The organism is Lentzea xinjiangensis (genome assembly GCF_900110955.1).
In the GTDB taxonomy this organism is placed as follows: domain Bacteria; phylum Actinomycetota; class Actinomycetes; order Mycobacteriales; family Pseudonocardiaceae; genus Lentzea; species Lentzea xinjiangensis.
Genome location: NZ_FOFR01000030.1, coordinates 1 through 17260 on the forward strand (window position 1 = coordinate 1; position 17260 = coordinate 17260).

Annotated in this window: 23 protein-coding genes; 13 read left to right on the plus strand and 10 right to left on the minus strand. The window is 72.3% G+C overall.

Annotated features, from left to right (window positions below; translation table 11 throughout):
- Positions 1 to 444 (plus strand): fasciclin domain-containing protein (locus BMW88_RS37520; protein WP_089960844.1); only part of this gene is annotated, 444 nt, incomplete at its 5' end.
- Positions 445 to 611: 167 nt separating this feature from the next.
- Positions 612 to 821, plus strand: coding sequence for a DUF2795 domain-containing protein (locus BMW88_RS37525; RefSeq protein WP_089960848.1), 210 nt, complete (start codon positions 612 to 614; stop codon positions 819 to 821).
- Positions 822 to 836: 15 nt separating this feature from the next.
- Here BMW88_RS37525 and BMW88_RS42505 read toward each other — a convergent pair whose 3' ends face one another.
- Positions 837 to 1196: an MmyB family transcriptional regulator gene (locus BMW88_RS42505; RefSeq protein WP_245778327.1), complete on the minus strand. Its 360-nt coding sequence runs from the start codon at positions 1194 to 1196 to the stop codon at positions 837 to 839.
- Here BMW88_RS42505 and BMW88_RS42510 point away from each other — a divergent pair.
- The 6 genes from BMW88_RS42510 (at position 1150) to BMW88_RS37550 (ending at position 5726) form a co-directional block, all read left to right on the plus strand.
- Positions 1150 to 1404, plus strand: a complete 255-nt coding sequence (locus tag BMW88_RS42510) for an aldehyde dehydrogenase family protein (RefSeq protein WP_218148373.1) — start codon at positions 1150 to 1152, stop codon at positions 1402 to 1404. The genes BMW88_RS42505 and BMW88_RS42510 overlap by 47 nt on opposite strands.
- A gap of 102 nt (positions 1405 to 1506) precedes the next feature.
- Positions 1507 to 2736 carry an ATP-binding protein gene (locus BMW88_RS42515; RefSeq protein WP_177221611.1) on the plus strand — a complete coding sequence of 410 codons (1230 nt, stop codon included), beginning with the start codon at positions 1507 to 1509 and terminating at the stop codon, positions 2734 to 2736.
- On the plus strand, positions 2682 to 3482 hold the full coding sequence (locus BMW88_RS37535; RefSeq protein WP_177221612.1) for a tetratricopeptide repeat protein: 801 nt from the start codon (positions 2682 to 2684) through the stop codon (positions 3480 to 3482). The genes BMW88_RS42515 and BMW88_RS37535 overlap by 55 nt, the downstream gene beginning before the upstream one ends.
- A gap of 107 nt (positions 3483 to 3589) precedes the next feature.
- On the plus strand, positions 3590 to 4558 hold the full coding sequence (locus BMW88_RS37540) for a GlxA family transcriptional regulator (RefSeq protein ID WP_089960855.1): 969 nt from the start codon (positions 3590 to 3592) through the stop codon (positions 4556 to 4558).
- The gene (locus tag BMW88_RS37545; protein ID WP_089960858.1) at positions 4558 to 5304 is read left to right on the plus strand and encodes an HD domain-containing protein; all 747 of its coding nucleotides are present in this window, start codon (positions 4558 to 4560) and stop codon (positions 5302 to 5304) included. The genes BMW88_RS37540 and BMW88_RS37545 overlap by 1 nt, the downstream gene beginning before the upstream one ends.
- 131 nt (positions 5305 to 5435) lie before the next feature.
- Positions 5436 to 5726, plus strand: a complete 291-nt coding sequence (locus BMW88_RS37550) for a DUF4342 domain-containing protein (RefSeq protein ID WP_089960861.1) — start codon at positions 5436 to 5438, stop codon at positions 5724 to 5726.
- An 88-nt stretch (positions 5727 to 5814) separates the two neighbouring features.
- Here BMW88_RS37550 and BMW88_RS37555 read toward each other — a convergent pair whose 3' ends face one another.
- From BMW88_RS37555 to BMW88_RS37565, 3 genes are read right to left on the minus strand one after another with little or no spacing between them, the layout of a single operon-like run.
- Positions 5815 to 7290, minus strand: a complete 1476-nt coding sequence (locus BMW88_RS37555; protein WP_245778329.1) for a family 43 glycosylhydrolase — start codon at positions 7288 to 7290, stop codon at positions 5815 to 5817.
- A gap of 40 nt (positions 7291 to 7330) precedes the next feature.
- Complete coding sequence (locus BMW88_RS37560; RefSeq protein ID WP_089960868.1) at positions 7331 to 8770, minus strand: family 43 glycosylhydrolase; 1440 nt, start codon at positions 8768 to 8770, stop codon at positions 7331 to 7333.
- A gap of 53 nt (positions 8771 to 8823) precedes the next feature.
- Positions 8824 to 9777 carry an arabinan endo-1,5-alpha-L-arabinosidase gene (locus BMW88_RS37565; RefSeq protein WP_089960869.1) on the minus strand — a complete coding sequence of 318 codons (954 nt, stop codon included), beginning with the start codon at positions 9775 to 9777 and terminating at the stop codon, positions 8824 to 8826.
- Between the two features lie 384 nt (positions 9778 to 10161).
- On the opposite strand from BMW88_RS37565, the gene BMW88_RS37570 reads away from it, so the two are divergent.
- Genes BMW88_RS37570 through BMW88_RS37585 form a run of 4 tightly spaced genes read left to right on the plus strand, consistent with a single transcriptional unit; the run spans position 10162 to position 12491 of the window.
- The gene (locus BMW88_RS37570) at positions 10162 to 10875 is read left to right on the plus strand and encodes a transglycosylase SLT domain-containing protein (RefSeq protein WP_089960872.1); all 714 of its coding nucleotides are present in this window, start codon (positions 10162 to 10164) and stop codon (positions 10873 to 10875) included.
- A 1-nt stretch (position 10876) separates the two neighbouring features.
- Positions 10877 to 11902: a CHAP domain-containing protein gene (locus BMW88_RS37575; RefSeq protein ID WP_089960874.1), complete on the plus strand. Its 1026-nt coding sequence runs from the start codon at positions 10877 to 10879 to the stop codon at positions 11900 to 11902.
- Complete coding sequence (locus BMW88_RS37580; RefSeq protein WP_089960876.1) at positions 11899 to 12180, plus strand: hypothetical protein; 282 nt, start codon at positions 11899 to 11901, stop codon at positions 12178 to 12180. Before BMW88_RS37575 ends, BMW88_RS37580 begins: the two co-directional genes overlap by 4 nt.
- The gene (locus BMW88_RS37585) at positions 12177 to 12491 is read left to right on the plus strand and encodes a hypothetical protein (RefSeq protein WP_089960879.1); all 315 of its coding nucleotides are present in this window, start codon (positions 12177 to 12179) and stop codon (positions 12489 to 12491) included. Before BMW88_RS37580 ends, BMW88_RS37585 begins: the two co-directional genes overlap by 4 nt.
- Here the strand turns inward: BMW88_RS37585 and BMW88_RS37590 are convergent.
- Positions 12488 to 13261: an ESX secretion-associated protein EspG gene (locus BMW88_RS37590; RefSeq protein ID WP_089960882.1), complete on the minus strand. Its 774-nt coding sequence runs from the start codon at positions 13259 to 13261 to the stop codon at positions 12488 to 12490. The genes BMW88_RS37585 and BMW88_RS37590 overlap by 4 nt on opposite strands.
- 28 nt (positions 13262 to 13289) lie before the next feature.
- On the opposite strand from BMW88_RS37590, the gene BMW88_RS37595 reads away from it, so the two are divergent.
- On the plus strand, positions 13290 to 14066 hold the full coding sequence (locus BMW88_RS37595) for a helix-turn-helix domain-containing protein (RefSeq protein WP_245778330.1): 777 nt from the start codon (positions 13290 to 13292) through the stop codon (positions 14064 to 14066).
- On the opposite strand, the gene BMW88_RS37600 is transcribed toward BMW88_RS37595, so the two are convergent.
- From BMW88_RS37600 to BMW88_RS37620, 5 genes are read right to left on the minus strand one after another with little or no spacing between them, the layout of a single operon-like run.
- Positions 13981 to 14589 (minus strand): hypothetical protein, encoded by a 609-nt coding sequence (locus tag BMW88_RS37600; protein WP_089960890.1) that lies wholly within the window; start codon positions 14587 to 14589, stop codon positions 13981 to 13983. The genes BMW88_RS37595 and BMW88_RS37600 overlap by 86 nt on opposite strands.
- Positions 14586 to 15257 carry a hypothetical protein gene (locus tag BMW88_RS37605; protein WP_089960893.1) on the minus strand — a complete coding sequence of 224 codons (672 nt, stop codon included), beginning with the start codon at positions 15255 to 15257 and terminating at the stop codon, positions 14586 to 14588. The genes BMW88_RS37600 and BMW88_RS37605 overlap by 4 nt, the downstream gene beginning before the upstream one ends.
- Positions 15250 to 15522, minus strand: a complete 273-nt coding sequence (locus BMW88_RS37610) for a hypothetical protein (protein WP_089960895.1) — start codon at positions 15520 to 15522, stop codon at positions 15250 to 15252. Before BMW88_RS37610 ends, BMW88_RS37605 begins: the two co-directional genes overlap by 8 nt.
- Positions 15519 to 16751 carry a PPE domain-containing protein gene (locus BMW88_RS37615; RefSeq protein ID WP_089960897.1) on the minus strand — a complete coding sequence of 411 codons (1233 nt, stop codon included), beginning with the start codon at positions 16749 to 16751 and terminating at the stop codon, positions 15519 to 15521. The genes BMW88_RS37610 and BMW88_RS37615 overlap by 4 nt, the downstream gene beginning before the upstream one ends.
- On the minus strand, positions 16748 to 17188 hold the full coding sequence (locus BMW88_RS37620) for a hypothetical protein (protein WP_089960901.1): 441 nt from the start codon (positions 17186 to 17188) through the stop codon (positions 16748 to 16750). The genes BMW88_RS37615 and BMW88_RS37620 overlap by 4 nt, the downstream gene beginning before the upstream one ends.
- Positions 17189 to 17260: the final 72 nt, after the last annotated feature.

Genomic DNA, 17260 nt, shown 5'->3' on the forward strand with positions numbered 1-17260 from the left:
CCGTCCGGTGCGGGGTCGGTGTCGGGCATGGCCGCCGACCCGGTGGCCGTGGCCGCGAGCAACAACCCGCTGCTCACGACGCTGGTCAGTGCCGTGTCCGGGAAGCTGAACCCGAAGGTGAACCTGGTCTCGACCCTCAACGGTGCCGAGTTCACGGTCTTCGCGCCGGTCGACTCGGCGTTCGCGAAGATCGACGCCGCGACGATCGAGAAGCTCAAGACCGACGACGCGCTGCTGACCAAGATCCTGACCTACCACGTCGTGCCCGGCCAGATCGCCCCGGACAAGATCGCCGGTGACCAGAAGACCGTGCAGACCGGCACCGTGAAGGTCTCCGGCTCCGGCGACGCGCTGAAGGCCAACGACGCCAACGTGATCTGCGGCGGCGTGAAGACCGCCAACGCCACCGTGTACCTCATCGACTCGGTCCTGATGCCCGCCTGACATCTCCAGGGCAGCAGCACCGGGACTCCGGGAACCGCGATGTGCTTGCGGTTCCCGGAGTTTCACGTCCGCCGCTGCCCTCCCGGCCCCGGCGCGGGCCGAAAGATGTGTCGCGGCCCGTCCGCCGTGGTAGCCGGGGGCATCACAAGCCGAAGCGGAGGAGAACGATGAGCGACACGACCACTGTGGACCGCTTGCGCACGGTGCTGGCCGACGTGGCCTATCCGGCGGACAAGGGGCAGCTGGTGGACCACGCCTCGCGCAACAACGCCGACGAGGACACGGTGCACGCCCTGCACTCCATCCCTGATCGGCCGTACGAGTCGTTCGACGAGGTGCTCAGCGTGGTCGCTGTCGACCAGAGCCGGGAAGCGTGATCGCTCGCCGCGGTCTCACCGGGACCGCGGCGCCATCTGCCGGGTGCCGATGGCCCCGAGGAGGTCGAGCTCGCCGCGGGCGTCGGTTCCGGGGCGTGGCGTGTAGAAGACCACCACGCGAAGGTTGGAGCCCTGCGTGGTGAGGGTGTCGGAGTCCAGGTCGATCTCACCCACTTCCGGGTGTTCGACGACCTTGTGGCCGCTCTGGTGCTGGGCGACCGACCGCTTGGCCCACAGCTCCCGAAACCGCGGGTTGGGCTCGAGCGCAACATACTGCTGCGGCAGTTCGAGGACGAACGCGGCCGGGCGGGACGACGAGGCCGATGCCGTGCGCAGGGCGAACCCCCAGTACGGCCTGGCCACGACTGTCTTCACCGGTGACCCGGTGCAGGCTCGCCGGGTCGGCCGCCGGATCCAGGCCGGCGGGAGGTGGATCGACACCTGGGGGCTGCTCAGCGAGCAGTTCGAGCAGGTGGGCGTCAAGGGCAGCGGCTACGGCCACCTGTGCGGCCTGGAAGCCGTCGAGGAGTTCCAGTTCCTGAAGGTCTACGCCGAGATGGACTACGCAGTGGCCCACGGCTGAGCACGCCGGTCCGACGGTCGTCGGCACGACGACAGCGTCCGTGCGGGCGACCGTCCGGCGCATCACCGGGATGGACGGTCGCGGGCTGGCAGAATTCGTTCGGTGACCAACAGCTTCACCGGGCACAGCAACGGCCCGGTGTTCCAGGCCCGCGACGTGCACGGTGATGTGCTGTTCGCGGGTTCCGCGCCGCGCGCCCTCGCCGGGCTGCCGCAGGCCACCGGAACGTTCGTCGGCCGCGACGAGGAACTCCGCCTGCTGCGCGACGTCCGTTGCGCCGTGGTGTCCGGTCTCGCGGGCGTCGGCAAGACCCAGCTGGTGCTGCACGCCGCACGCCGGGCCGAACGCCCCGGCGGTGAGCTGTTCGTCGACCTGCGGGGCTACGACGAGGACTCGGTGGTCGGTCCGGCTGAGGCCCTGGACAAGTTCCTGCGCGACCTGGGGGTGGCGGGCGAGCACATCCCGCCGGGAACCGACCAGCGCGCCGGGCTCTACCGGTCGGTGCTGGCCAGAGCCGAGCCCATGGTGATCGTGCTAGACAATGCCTCGTCCACGGCCCAGGTGGCGCCGCTGCTGCCCGGTACCTCCGCCCACCGGGTGCTGATCACCAGCAGGAACGTGCTGGTGGGGTTGGACGACGCCGAACCCGTCGTGCTCGGCACCCTCGCCGACGCCCACGCCGCCGAGCTCGTCGGCGACCCGGACCTCGCTGCCCTGTGCGGCAACCTCCCGCTCGCGCTCCGGATCATGGCGGCGCTGCGCAAGCACCACCCCGAGGTCGACTGGGTGGCGGAGCTGCGCCGGACCGACCCGCTTGAGGTGCTCGACGACGGGGACACCCGCAGCGTCGACGCGGCGTTCGACCTGTCGTACCGCTTCCTGGCCGCGGACGAACGGAGGCTGTTCCGCCTGCTGGCACTCCACCCCGGTGACGAGATCGCCGAGGAGGGCGCGCGAGCGCTCGCCGGCCTGCCGCCTGCCCGCACGGGCGCGCTGCTGCGCCGGCTGGTGCGGGCGCACCTGCTCGAACGCGGGCAGGCTCCGGGCACCTACCGCTTCCACGACCTGGTCCGGCTGCACGCGCGGCGGTGCCTCGCCGACGAGACCGCGACGACGGTCGCGACGCGGCGGTCACCCGCGTTCTCCACCACTACCTCGCCGAGGCGGAGACCGGGTACCGCGCGTTGGGCTCGATGGAGGACGACGGCGGCGACGTCCGCGACTGGGTCCGGGCGCGGTCGCGGCTGGACCGGATCAGGCCGGCTCTCGTCGCGGCCGTGGCGGTGGCCGCGGACCTGGGCCGGCACGACGCGGTCTGCCACTTCGCGCTGATGCTGAGCGGGTACCTCTTCCACCGGCGGCGGTGGCACGACCAGGTCGCGGTCACCGAGCTCGGTCTGCGGTCGGCACTCGTGCTGGGGGTCCGGTCCCGGGTGGGCCCGATGCACGAGACGCTCGGCCGGGCGCTCTGCGGGCTCAACGAGCACGACCGGGCGAAGCACCACCTCGCGGAGGCCCTCGCGATCGGCCGGGCGTGCGGCGACAGGTCCGCGGAGGCCAGGGTGTGGAAGCTGCTGGGAACGGTGCACACGCGATGCCGGGAGTTCGGCGACGCCATGGGCTGCTTCCGGCAGGCGTTGTCGATCAGCGACGAGCTGGGCGACCCGGTGTCCCGCGCGCACACCGAGTCGGAGATCGCCAGGACGTACCTCGCGGCGGGCGACCTCGGCGCGGCGGCCGCCGTCTACGAGAGCCAGCTCCCGTTCTACCGGCAGGTGGGCGCGGTGACGATCGAAGCGTTCGTGCTGAACCAGCTCGGCACCGTCCACGCGATGCTCGGCGACTTCGACGAAGCCCTGCGACGGCTCCGGGAGGCGCAGGTGGTCAGCCGGAGTCTCGACGACGAGTACGCCGTGGCCGCCGCCGCGCTCCGGATCGGCACGGTGCACCTCCAACTGGGGCAGGTCCGCGAGGCGAAGGCCGCCTTCCACTGCGCGCTGAAGGGCTTCGAGGCCGGCGGAGCAACGGACCGGGAACTGCGAAACCTGCTGGCCCAGCTCGAAGACGGGCCGCGCTGAACCTCCTCTGACCGCACGCGCTTCGAGCCTGTCGCTTCCGGCCGCAGGTCCGGATCTGTGGGTTGGTTGTCCTTGAGGACCTGTCGCTTCCTCGCGAGACTTCGGTGGTGGCAGATGTGGACCGGCGCGATGTCGTCGTCGTGGTGTGCGCGGGTGTGGTGCTGCTCGACCTCGCCGGGCCCGTCCAGGTCCTGACCGGCGCGGGCGGCTACCGGTTGCGCCTCGCCTCGCTCGACGGTCACGCGGTGCTCTCGGACACGGGGGTGGTGCTGAACGTCGACTGTGCACTGTCCGATGTGGATGGACCGGTGGACACGGTCGTCGTTCCAGGGCCGCCGCCGAGCCTGCCCGACCGGTTCCCCCCGGCGCTGATCGCCGGGATCGCCCGGCTCGGCGGTGCCGCACGCCGCGTCGCCTCGGTGTGCACCGGTGCGTTCCTGCTGGCCGAGGCGGGGCTGCTCGCCGGGAGGCAGGCGACGACGCACTGGTCGATGTGCGCCGAGCTGGCCGCGCGGTTCCCCGACGTCGCCGTGCGGCCGAACGCCATCCACGTGCGCGACGGCCGGGTGGTGACCTCGGCGGGCGTGACCGCCGGCATCGACATGGCCCTCGCGCTCGTCGAGGAGGACCGGGGCGCGGACGTCGCCAGGAACATCGCGCGGCACCTCGTCGTGTTCCTGCAACGTCCCGGCGGCCAGTCCCAGTTCAGCGCGTGGGGCGACGTTCCGGCGCCGCGCACCCCAGCACTGCGCGCCGTGCTCGACACGGTCGCGGCCGAGCCCGCGGCCGATCACTCCCTGGCCGGGATGGCCGCCAGGGCGATGGTGAGCGAGCGCCACCTGACCCGCCTGTTCCGGCGCGAGCTCGGGATCACGCCCGGCCAGTACGTCACCAGGGTCCGCGTCGAGGCGGCCCGCACCCTGCTCGAGTCGAGCGACGCCGGCGTGGAGGTCGTGGCCCGCCGGTGCGGCTGGGGGTCCGACGAGACCATGCGTCGCGTCTTCCTCCAGGTCCTCGGCACCACCCCCACCGAATACCGGCACCGCTTCACCCGCCTCGTGGAGGAGAAGATCTGATGACCCGTCCCGTTTCCCGCCGTGCCGTGCTGGGCGGCGCCGCGGCCGCCGCCGGAGTCGTGCTCGGCGGACCCGCCGCCGGCGCGAGCCAGGCCGACCTGTCCCTTCCCGCCACCCGCCTGGCGCGGCGCGCCCACGAGCTGGTGGCCCGGACGCACCAACCGTTCCTGCACAACCACAGCGTGCGCAGCTTCCTGTTCGCCCGCGCGGCCGCCGACCGGCAGGGCAGGCGCCCGGACGCGGACTACGACGCCGAGCTGGTGTTCCTCATCTGCGTGCTGCACGACATGGGGCTGACCGACGAGGGGAACACCGACCAGCGGTTCGAGGTCGCCGGCGCCGACCTCGCCGCGCGGTTCCTGGAAGAACAGGGCCTGACCGACCGGCGGGTGGACACGGTGTGGGAAGCCATCGCCCTGCACACCTCCCCGCAGGTGCACGAGTCCCCGGTGTTCCGGCGCCGCCGTCCCGCCGAGATCGGCATCGCGCTGACCGGGATCGGCATCGACGTGCTCGGCGTCGGCGCCGACCGGCTCCCGCCGGGCTTCGCCGACCGCGTCCACGCGCGCCATCCCCGCCTCGGCGGCAGCCGCGCCCTCACCGAGGCCATCCTCGGCCAGGCCCTCGCCAACCCCCGCAAGGCGCCCCCGATGACGCTCCCCGGCGAGATCCTCCACCAGCGCCATCCGTCGTTGCCCTACCGGACCTGGGACATGACCCTCGACGCGAGCACCTGGGCGGACTGACGACGCCGGTCCGGCGTCGTGGTGTCCTGGGGGGCGAATCAGGCGGAGGTCAGGGGGAACCCTGATGGCAGGGCGTGCGGCCGCGGGCAGGCTGGAGGCGTCAAGGGGACATCCGCAGTTCGAGGAGAGTCATGAGCGAATCCAGGTCCGAGTCCGCCCGCACCGCCGTCGACTCCGTGGTCGACGCCGTTCGCGGACTGGTCGACGAGGGCATCAACCGTCGTGTCGTCGTCCGCGACAGCAAGGACGACGTGGTGCTGGAGGTGCCGGTGGCTCTGGGGTTGGTCGCGGCGCTGGCCGCGCCGGTGGCCACGACGATCGGCGCCGGTGTCGCGCTGGTCGGCAAGTGCGACATCAAGCTCGAGAACCGCCGGCGGGCCGGCGCCCAGCCCGTGCGGACGGCCGACACCGACCAGGTGTAGCCACCGGCGGGCGTCACCGACCGGCGACGCCTGGTCCGGTGGAGCGCTCGCACCCCGGCGGGTGACACCGCCGGGGTGCGGTCACCGGTCAGCCGGTCGGCTCGCCCGATGGCGCGGCCAGCGGGGTGCCCAGCCGGACCGGGGTGCCGAAGTCGGGCGTTCCGTCGGCTTTCCAGCCGAACTTCTGCGCGCGGGTGGACCGGTTCATGTCGCAGCCGCCCGAGGCGCTGTCGTTGGCGTGGTAGACGATCCAGTCCTCGGTGCCGTCGGGCGACTTGAAGAAGCCGTTGTGGCCGGGGGCGAACACGCCGTTGCCGTCGTTGCGCTGGAACACCGGGTCCGGCGACTTCGTCCAGTGCGACCGGTTGAGCGGATCGGACCCGGTGAGGGTGAGCAGGCCGAGCTTGTAGTCCGGGCCCCAGCAGGCGCTGGCCGAGTAGACGATCATGACGCGGCCGTTGCGGTACAACGGTTCCGCGCCCTCGTTGACCGCTCCCGTCTGCCGTTCCCACGCCAGCGTGGGCTGCGAGATCGTGCGGCGCGCGCCGCTGGTCGTGTACGGGTTGGCCAGCGGGGTGATGGTCAGGCTCTGGGTGCCGTCCATCGCGCTGCCCATCAGGTAGAGCTTGCCGTTGTGCTGCAGGATGCTCGGGTCCAGCTCCCAGGTGGAGCCGAGATCGGCCTTGAACGCGTACGGGCCCATCGGATCGGTGCCCGCGCTCTCCAGCACGTGCAGGCGCTGGGTGGGGTTGTAGTCCGGGACGTTCCGCCCGGCCACGTAGTACAGGTACCAGCGGCCGTTCAGCAGGTGGAACTCCGGCGCCCACATGTTGCAGCACCCGTCGGGCCGGCCGGACAGGTCGAAGATCACGGTGTCCGGGGCGCTCGCCAGACCGGCCAGCGTGCGGGACCGGCGCATGGTGATCGTCGAGTTCCAGGTCGTCGTGGCCAGGTAGTAGTAGCCGTTGTGGTGCTGCAGCCACGGGTCGGGACCGTTGCGCTTGATCGGGTTGGTGAACGTGCCGGGCGTGCTCGATCCCACCCGGACGAGCTGCCACTGCTGGTTGAGGCCCCCGGTGTCGGGCCACTGGATGACCTGGGCGCCGTCGGCGGTCGAGAAGTCCAGGACGTCGAGGGCCTTGCCGCTGGCGCGGTTGACCAGGCGGACGTGGCCGCCGTCGGAGTCGGCCAGCCGGAACTGCTGGCCGGTGCGGCCCGCGTCGGTGGTCTGCACGAGGCCGGTCCGGTCGGCGGTGGAGGGGAAGTCCAGCACCTTGCCGCTGTGCCGGGACCTCAGCCGGTAGTAGCCGCCGCCGGAGTCCACGAACTGCCACTGCTGCCAGGCGCCGTCGTTGCGCGACCACTGCACGATCGGCGCTCCGTCGTTCGTGGCGAGGTTGTACACGTCCAACGCCTTGCCGCTGTTGCGGTTCACCAGAACGTAGGACGCGCTGGTGTCCACTGTGGCCGCCAGTACCGGGTGCGGTGACGCCACCGCGGTCGTGCCCACCACCACGGCGGTGGCGAGCAAGGCGTTGATGCGCTTGAGGATTGCCTTCGTCACGTGTCTTCTCCCTGCCTCGGCTTCCCTTCCCGCGTGGACGTCATTCCAGCACGAACGTCGCGTCCGCCCGTCCCTGCGCATCGGTCACCGCCTGCACGTGGAGCAGGCCGTTGACGTGCCGGATGTAGCGTCCGGGGAGGTTGGCCGATTCGAACGACACCGCCGAGCCGGCCGCGAGCCCCGCGCGCTGCGAGAAGCTGGCGTCACCGCGGAACAGCGCCGTGCCGTCGTTGCGCTCGACCCACAGCTCGGAGTTGCGGTGGCGCAGGTGGTAGCCGGGGAAGTTGGTCGACTCCAGCGACACCGTGCCGCCGCCCGCCAGTCCCGGCACCACCTTGAACTGCGAGTCGGCGAGCGGGGACACGGCGGCTTCCAGCTTCGCGCGGTACTCCCAGTGCCGCACGAAGCGGTCGGCGGCGTTGTAGGACCTGAGCCGGACCGGGGTGGCGCCGTCCGGCACCGGGATGCCGAAGTCCGGTGTGCCGTCGGCCTTGTAGTAGACCTTCTGCACGCGCGTGCGGCGGTTCGGGTCGTTGAGCGGGTCACCGCTGATGTCGCGGTAGTTGCGGTCGTGGTAGACCATGACGTCGCTTTGACCGTCCTCGGACACCGTGAACGAGTTGTGCCCGGGCCCGTACTGGCCGGTCGCGGCGCTGCTGCTGAACACCGGGGTGGGGCTCTTGGTCCACGACGCCGCGTTGAGCGGGTCCGCCGACGCCGGGGCGGTCAGCATGCCCAGGCAGTAGTTCGCGTCGGTCGCGCTGGCCGAGTAGGTCAGGAAGATCTTCCCGTTGCGCTGCAGCACCGCCGGTCCCTCCGCCACCTTGTACCCGCGGGTCTCCCAGGCCAGCGCCGGCACCGTGAGCCGGGTGACCGGGCCGGTGATCGTCCACGGGTTCGCGCCCATGCGGGCGATGTAGAGGTTGGAGTTCGTGGCGATGCCCGGTTCCTGCTGCGCCCACGTCAGGTACCGCACGCCGTTGTGCGCGAACGTGGACGCGTCCAGTGCGAAGGTGTCCCACGGGGTCGTGATGCGGCCGCGTTCGGTCCACGTGCCGGTCAGCGGGTTGGCGCTCGACGTCTCCAGCACGTACATCCGGATGCGCCAGATGTCGTCACTGCGCCCGGCGGCGAAGTACACGTACCACTTGCCATTGATGAAGTGGATCTCCGGCGCCCAGATGTGCGCGCCCATCTCACCGCTCGAGTGCTTGCGCCAGATGACGGTTTCCGGCGCCGAGGCCAGACCCTGGATCGTGGTCGCGCGGCGCAGGACGATCCGGTCGTACTCCGGGACGGTCGCGGTGAAGTAGTAGAACCCGTCGGTGTGCTTGACGATGTGGGGGTCGGCGCGCTGCTCCGCTATCGGGTTCGTGTACCGCACCGCGGGTGTGGCGGCCGCGTGCGGTGCGGGCAGACCGAGGACGCAGGTGACGGCGACCAGCAGGAGCACGGCCGCGCGGTGGAGGGCTGCCTTCATCGACTGTCCTTTCAGGCCAGTGGTGCGGAGGCGGTGAACGCCGGGGGAGGCTCTCAGACCACGCGTGGCCAGCCGGCTGAGTCGTAGGCCAGGCGGTTGATGCCCAGCAACGCCGCGCCGTTGCCGGCGTAGTAGTGGTAGACGATCAGGTCGCCGTCGGTGTCGGCGAGCACGGCCTGGTGCCCCGGCCCGTGGACGCTCCCGTGCCCGGCGAGCACCTCGGTGCCACCACCCGAGTTCATCGGCACGCCGTTGCGGTCGAGGTAGGGGCCCGTGATGCTGGTGGAGCGGCCCACCATCACCCGGTAGGTGCTCGTCGCGCCGCGGCAGCACAGGTCGAACGACACGTACTGGTAGTAGTGCTGGCCGCGCTTGACGATGAACGGCGCCTCGATCGCGCCGCCGCCCCGCCCGGCGATGGCGGTGATGCCGCTGCCGAGCCGCAGGCCCGTGGCGGGATCGAGCTGGATCATCTTGAGCCCCGACCAGAACGAGCCGAAGCTCAGCCACCAGCGGCCCTGGTCGTCCACCGCCAGGTTCGGGTCGATGGCGTTGAAGTCGTCGGCCGTGCGCGACTCGATCACCAGGCCGCGGTGGGTCCAGCTACCGGAAGCGCCGGTGGGGCTCGTGGCCAGGAAGATCGCCGAGCGGTTGGAGCCGAACGTGGACGCCGAGTAGTACAGGTGGTAGCGACCGTCGCGGTAGGAGATGTCCGGTGCCCACAGGTTCCGGCCGCCGCCGGTGTAGGCCGTGGACCACGGTGCGCCGCCGGGGAACACCGTGCCCGCGTTGCGGAACGCGACGCGGTCGGTGGACGTCTTCAGCGCGAGGTTGTCGCCGGTGTGCACCAGCAGGTAGCTCCCGTCGGGCCGCTTGACCACGGCCGGGTCGTGCACGTGGACGTCGCCGGTGACGCGGCCGGGGTCCGGGTAGGCGGCGGCCGCCGCGGACGGGGCGACGAAGAGCGCTGCCACGGCCACGAGCGCGGAGATTCGAGCGAACGACATTGATGCCTCCGTTGGCAACCGATGACTGTTATCGCTAACAAATCTTGCTGTGCGCCGACCGCGCACCTTCCGCGATCTCGATGGTCGGTCGTGGCTGTGAACGTTCTCAGGACACCGTAACGCGATGTTTTCCCGCCTGACAAGAGTCCGTCGCACCGTCGGGCAAGGCAATAGTGAACGTTCACATATGTGGCCAAGCCGGGCGATCGGTACCGCCGTCGATTCGACACCGCGTTCGACGTTTTCGCGTCGAAGAGGAATCGACACGGGGAGGCGGCGTCGGGTTCCTCCGCACCGCTCACCCCTTGGTCCAGCCGCGCAACGCTGCTGTCCCAGCGCGCAACGCCGATGTCGCCGAGTTCGGCGAGCGGCCAAGCTGACCGCATGAGCAGGTTGAGCCCCGAGCAGATCGCGCAGCACGCCCGCGCCGCCGGATTCCACGGCCAAGGCCTCACGATCGCGGTCGCCGTCGCCCTCGCGGAGTCCAACGGGGACCCCCGCGCACACAACAACAAGCCGCCGGACGACTCCTACGGCCTTTGGCAGATCAACATGCTGGGTGCGATGGGCCCCGAGCGGCGCAGGCAGTACGGGCTCGACTCGAACCGGGAGCTGTTCGACCCGCGCGTCAACGCCGAGGTGGCCAACTCGCTCTCCGGGGACGGCAGGTCGTGGACACCGTGGACGACCTACACCAGTGGCGCCTACCGGAAGTACCTCGACGTCGCGCGCCGGGCGGCACGGGGCACGACCGGCGGGACACCACCGCGGCGGGCGGGGTCCGGTGGCGACGGGTTCGCGGTGGATCCCGCCGCGCTGGACCGCTACGCCCGGCGCGGCAAGGACATCGCGGACGACCTCGCGTCGATCGGCACCCGGCACGTGCGCCAGGTAGGGGAGATCGCCGGCGACAGCTTCGGGCGGATCGGCAAGGAGACCGGGTTCGCCTCGGCGCTGGAGGCGTTCGGAGCCGCGCTGCACCGGCAGGTCGACGGCGTCGGCCGCAACGCCGACCGCCTGGCGCGCTCGACCGGGCGCCTGGCGCGGGCCTACCGCGACCAGGACGACGTGATCGCCGACCACCTCGGGCGAGGGTGACGTGGACACACGGGCGATCGCGCTCCAGTTCGCCAAAAGGATGGTCGGGCACCGCAACGCGCTGGCGGGCAAGGCCGACGACGCGATGCGCGTGCAGTTCGCGTTGCACCAGGCGGGCAGCGCGCTGGAGGACCAGCAGGACGCCGTGCGCCAGGCCGCGGGCAAGGCGCTCGGCCACTGGGACGGCGCGACCTCGGAGCAGTTCGAACGGCGGTCCGATCGGCTGGTCGCGCAGATCCGGGCGACGGCGACCATCAGCACCGAGGCCGAGAAGGTGGTGGCGGGCGCGAGCAGTGCGCTGGTCACCGGTCACACGGCCGCGCAACGGCTGATCGACGAGTACGTGGCCAAGGCCGCGGCGTTGCTCGACGCCGGTGTCGCGAGTGGATCGCGGGCCGCGCTGCTGAAGGCGGTGGCCGCCGCGGCCGATCTCGAACCGCGGTACACGCGGGAGTCGGTGCGCAACGTGCGGCTGGTCAAGGCCGAACTGGCCGAGGCGAAGCGGAAGCTCCGCGCGCTGGAGAGGAAGATCGAGGACGACGGCGTCGCCGACCCCCGGGTGGCACAACGTCGCGGCGGCGGTGGCGCGACCAGACCGTCCGGTGCGCGAGCGCGCAAGATCGTCTCCGCCGCCCGCGGCGAGATCGGCACGCGGGAGAGCCCGCCGGGCAGCAACCGGAACCCTTACGGGCCAACGACCTACTGGTGCTCGTCGTTCGCCACGGCGATGTGGCGCAAGGCCGGTGTGGACATCCCGGTCCTGCCGTTCACCGGCGACGTCTACCGCTGGGGACAGCGGCACGGCAAGGCCTACGGCAACGGCGATCTCCGGCAGAACGTGCGACCGGGCGACGTGCTGCTGTTCGGCACCGGGCCGCAGAGCCCGGCCACCAGCAAGCACATCGGCATCGTCGAGAAGGTCGACGGCGACACGGTCACGCTGATCGAGGGCAACTCCGGTGACCGGGTGCGCCGCAACACCCATCAGCTCAGCAGCACGAAGTTCTACGGAGGAGTGCACCCGTGATCACCGGACACGCGCACCACGGCACGGGCACCGCGGTCGAGGTCGGCGTGGGTGGCGGGATGCGCGCCATCACGCTGACCGAGCGGTCGATGCGGCTCGGGCGCGCCGCGCTGGCGGACGAGATCCTCACCCTGGTGCGGATCGCCACCGCGCGGGCGAACGAGCGCGCCAGGCACTCGCTCGGCGACGAGCACCTGGAGGCGCTCGGCATCCACGCCGACACCGAGCTGACCGAGGAGATCGAGTCCACCACACCCGAGAGCTGGATGGTCCGATGACGCACGTGCCGCCGACCGTCGAGGAGATGCTGGCGGAAGACGAAGAACGCGAACCGCTCGGCACACGTGCGGCACTGGACGCGATCACCCGTACCGTCCGCGAGGACGACGTGGTGGTGACGGTCGACCTGCACGGCAAGCTGGTCGGGCTCGACCTGGGTGAGCGCGCGATGGGGTTGCGGCCCGCCGCGCTGGCGGCCCGCCTGAACCGGCTCACCGCCGTCGCCGCCGAGGCCGCGCTGGCCGCGGGCGCCGAGGTGCTGGCGGCGGTGCTGGACGAACCGGCCGCGGCGGAGCTCGGCCTGTCCTAACCGGCGTCGGCCACCATCTCGGTGAGGCGCCGGGTGAGCCAGGCCAGGTCGGCCGGGACCACCCGGACCCACTGCTCGTCGCGGACGTCCTCGGTCGTGATGACGTACCGGCCGGCCTCCGTGTCCGACCAGGTGAGCACCGGCGAACGCCCCCGGCCGCCGGTCACGGCGAGCTGCCCGGCGCCGAGCCGGCCCGCCTGCGCGATGGTGATCAGCGGGCGCATCGCGCTGCCGCGCACCCCCGCGCCGGCCAGCGCCCGTTCCAGCGCGTCGTAGCCGTGCTCCGCGTAGCCCCGCAGCGCCGCCGAGTACGCCGGCCGCGGCAGCCGAACCTGCTCACCGGGACCGGCCGGGCGCTCACCGAGCACCTTCGCCACCGCTCGCACCAGATCCTCCCGCGCGATGGGTTCGAGCGCCAGCTCCTCGTTGTTGAGCACGGCGAGCACGCCCCGGCTGCCCCGCACCGCGGCGAGCACCCGCCACGGCTGTTCCCCGAACACCAGCGCGTCGACGGACACCGTGTGGTGGCGGAGGATCCCGAACAGCTCCTCCAGCTCGGGAACGACGTCGTCGTGCTCGTCGACCAGACCGGCGCGCGCCAGCGTCGCGAGCACCTCGGCGCCCAGCCGGTCCCGGTCGGCCTCGGTGGCGCCGTGGGACGGCACGTCGAGCGCCGCGGGCGGGTCACCGAAGCCGAGGTCCTCCCACACCAGGTCGAACTCCAGGTGGGACAGGACGACCGCGCCGGTCGCCGGTGAACGCCGTGCCATGAGTACTCCCGTGGTTAGTCTTGACCGCGTGCAGCACGACGCGGAAGTGGCGAACGGTGTGCTGGTCGTGCGCGCTTCCGGTGCGGCGGCGGCGAAAGCCGCCCTGACCGGCTCGCCGCCGGGACGGGCACCCGAGTCCATCCAGTTGCTGATGCGGTGCCCGGTGCACCGCTCGCTGCCGGAGGACACCCACGTGTTCGGCGACTGCTCGCTGCACGTGCTGCCCGTCGGCGCCGTCATGCTGACCGTGCCGGAAGCCAGGCTGTCGACGGGTTTCAGCGACCTGCGCCCGCTGATGTTCCAGCCCGTCGAGGTGAGTGCCGGCCTGCGCAACGCGTTCTCCGGCGCGGTGGGCCACGTCATCGCCGCGCGTGACGTGCTGGACCCCGCCGGCGTGGCGCACCACCTCCTCGGGCTGGCGGAGCTGGTGCTGCGCAGCGCCCTGCGCGAGAAGCTGCGACGTGCCGACATCGCCACCGAGCACCGGCGCGCCGCGCTCGCGCACATCCGCGCGCACCTCGGCGAGCCGTCCCTGACACCGGGCCACGTCGCCAAGGCGCTGAACATCTCGCTGCGCCGCCTGTACCAGGTGTTCGAAGGCGAGCAGAACGTCGCCGAGCGCATCAGGACGATGCGCATCGAGCGGGCGAAAGCGCTGCTGGCCGATCCGGCGAAGGCCGGCCGCGGCGTCGGCGAGATCTCCCGCGACTGCGGGTTCGTCAGTGCGACGCACTTCTCCCGGGCCTTCCGCGCGCTGGTGGGGCAGCCGCCGACCGAGTACCGCCGCCACGCTCTGCCGAGGTGAACTCCACGCCGTTGACGAACCGCCCGGCGATGCCCGAAAGCTCCAGCCAGCCGCGCCCGGTGGGGGAGTGCAGGGTGAACACGGCGATCCTCGGGTGCGCGGGATCGGGCACGACGATCTGGAGCTGCGCACCGACACCGTCGGCCGGTACCCGTTCGACGATCACCGCCGGATAGCCGTTGCCGGTCGTGCCGCTGGTCATCTCCTTGATGCCGGGGCCACCGGCGTCGGCGAGGTGGAAGCACAGCTCCTCGGCGGCTTCCTCGGTGAGCGCGCGCTCCACCGCGACCAGACCGGCCACCAGGACCGCCGGGTCGGCGCCGGGGTGCTCGACGATCGCCACGACGCCGGCGTCGTGGCGCAGGGCCAGCTCGGCGGCCTGCGTCGCCGCGACCTCCAGACCGGGATCGCGCGCCCCGTCCGGGCCGCGCAGCCGCCGCAGCACCGACAACAGCTCGGCGGACGTCGCCTCGACCGAGCTCACGGGAACCGGGATGACGCCCCGCACCGGCGTGAGTCTCACCGCTCACCGAGTGCCGAGGCGAAGGCAGCCGCCCCACCGGCGGGGGTGCCGGCGGTGCGGGGTGGGCTGAGCAGCGTTCCGGCCAGCGCGCTGCCCAACGCCGAGTAGCCGGTCAGGGCGCGGACGACGCCACCGAACACCTCCTCGCGGCTCGGCACGCGCCCGGCCGCTTCGACGCCCCCGGTGACGAGCCGGCGCAACCGCTCCGCGACCCGGCGGGCGGCGCTGCGGTGGTCGGCTTCCAGGTCTCGCGCGCCCGCCAGCACGCCGTCGAGCTCGCGGCGCAGCCCGTCCAGCCGCGCCGTCGCCGCCGCGTGCTCCGGTCCGCCGCGAAAGGACGCGAGGACCACGGCGTTGTCCGCGTCCTCGATGTCGCGCCGCAGCTCCCGTGCGCGTCTGTCGAGCTCTTCCGCCCTGCGCTGGTTCGCCAGCACCGTTCCCGCCCAGTCGTCCAACGTGTCCGCGGCCGCGCTCATGGTGCGCCGGGCCGTGTCGAGTTCGTCGCGCATCTCCGCCAGCCGCGCCGCGAACGCCTCCGCCGCGGCACCTTCCCACCCGGCGGGCGGTCCCGGGACCTCGACCTGGTGGCGGCAGCGCTCACCCGCCGCGGCGACGGCGCGCGCGTCACCCGGCACCGGGTCGAAACCGAGGCCCCGGTAGTCACTCATGGCGCAGCTCCTCGGCGTCGAGGTAGGCCGCACCGGCCGACCGGAGTTCGCCCGCGGCTTCGGCGAGCCCGTCCCGCAGCGCGGCCATCCTGTCCGCCCACGACCGCATCAGCTCGTCGGCGGCTGCCGTGACGCCCGGTCCCAGATCTCCGCCGGCACCCCCACCGAGCGCGGCGGCCACCGCGCCGGTCTCGGCGGCCGTGTCGTCCAGCCGCTCCGCCGTCACGCGCACGGCGGCGACGTCGACGGCGTACCCGTCGCTCATCCGCCCAGCACGGGCGGCGCACCCGGCGGGATGTCGTCCAGGAGGTCCATCTTCTCCGCGTACCGGTTGGGGTGGTGCCGTTCCTCGTCCCGGCCGGCACCGGCCGGCGGCGGCATCATGCCGTATCCCGGTCCACCGGGCACGCCCGTCGCGCCGCGGCCGCTCAGGCCCGCCGCCGTGGCGCGACCGGTCTGCTGGCCGAGCACACCCGTGGCGCCACCCGGCGTTCCCGGTCCCGCACTGCCTGGTACTGCACTGCCTGGTACTGCGCTGCCGGGTCCCGCACTGCCTGGTCCGGCACTGCCCAGAACGGCGCTGCCCGGAGCGCCCGACGTGGCGCCACCGAAGACGCCCGGCGTGGCGCCATGGACGCCGTTGGTGCCGCCGGTGGGACCGAAGGCGGAAACCGTTGTGCTGTCGGTGTTGTCAGCGCCCGGCGGGCGGACGTCCGGCACCGGTACCCGCTCCGGCGGCCGGGGCGCCGCTTCCGGCCCCGGCTCCGGCAGGGGTATGGGCCTGGCCGGCGGCGGCGGTGGGGTGACCGGGCCGGGTGGCTGCGCGGTCGCCGGCGCCGTGTCGAACACCGGAAGGGTGCCGCGCGTGCTCCTGCTCTCGTTCTCGTAGACCTGCATGACGGCCACCGCCTCGGCCTTGGCGTTGCGCGCCTCGAGCTTGGTCGGCATGTGGTCGTCGGTCAGCTGCTCGAGCAGGTGCAGGCCCTGCGGCCCGTCGACCACCTTGACGTCGTACCCCTCCTTGAAGTGCCGCTCGGCCCAGTAGTGCACGGGTTCCGGCAGCCGCCGCTTGGTCTCCTGGAGCACCGTCGTGTAGGTCTCCAGTCCGGCGGCGACCTTCTCCGCGGAGTCGCCGACCGCCTCGCCCCACGAGGTCAGCGCCGACGCCGCCTGGGCGGCCAGCTCCGCGGAGGGGCCGCGCCACGACCCGGTGAGCCTGTTGACCACGTCCTGCACCGAGCGGGACGTGCCGCGCAGCTTGGGCGCGAGGTCCTGCCACTGGCCGCTGCGCACGGACATGCCCGGCAGGTCCGCCGAGTGCACCATGTCCCACATCTGCTGGTGCGTGTACGCCTCCCAGCGGATGGTCCCGGAGTCGAACGCGTCCTCGCGCAGGTTCGCGCGGCGTTGTGCCCTGAGCCTCTTCTGGCGCCGGACCTGCTTCGCGGTGGGCCGGTGCTCCTCGGTGAAGTAGCCCTTGTCCCGGCTGCTCATGCCTGCCCCTCGAACGCCGCGGCGGTGTTCTCGTCCACGGCCGCGTGCGTCTTCTTCACGTTCTCCAGCGCGTCGATCACCAGGTCGAGCTGCTGCACGTAGGACTGCAGCGCGGCCCGGACGCCGCCCTCGACGTCCCTGGCGCGCAGGCCGAACGCCTTGCGCATCTGCACCGCGACCGGCCCCTTGCCGTCGGGCAGCGGCGCGGCCAGGACCGCGCTGTCCGCCAGGTGCCCCGCCAGTTCGTCGCGGCGCCGGTGGAGGTGCCTGATCGCCTGGTCGAAGTCGGCGGGGTCGACCTCGATGCGGTCGGCGCCGGTCGTGGGAACGCCGACCAGGCCGATGCCGGACACCGGCCCCACGACCTCCGCGGCGCGCCCGTCCCGCAGCGCCTCCTTCAGGCGTTCGGCCTCGTCCCTGCTGTCCACCCTGACCACGGGCGCACGCTCCCTCGTTTCGACGGCTCGCGGACATACTGGTCGGCCGGGGTCGTGAGATCCAGTACCCGG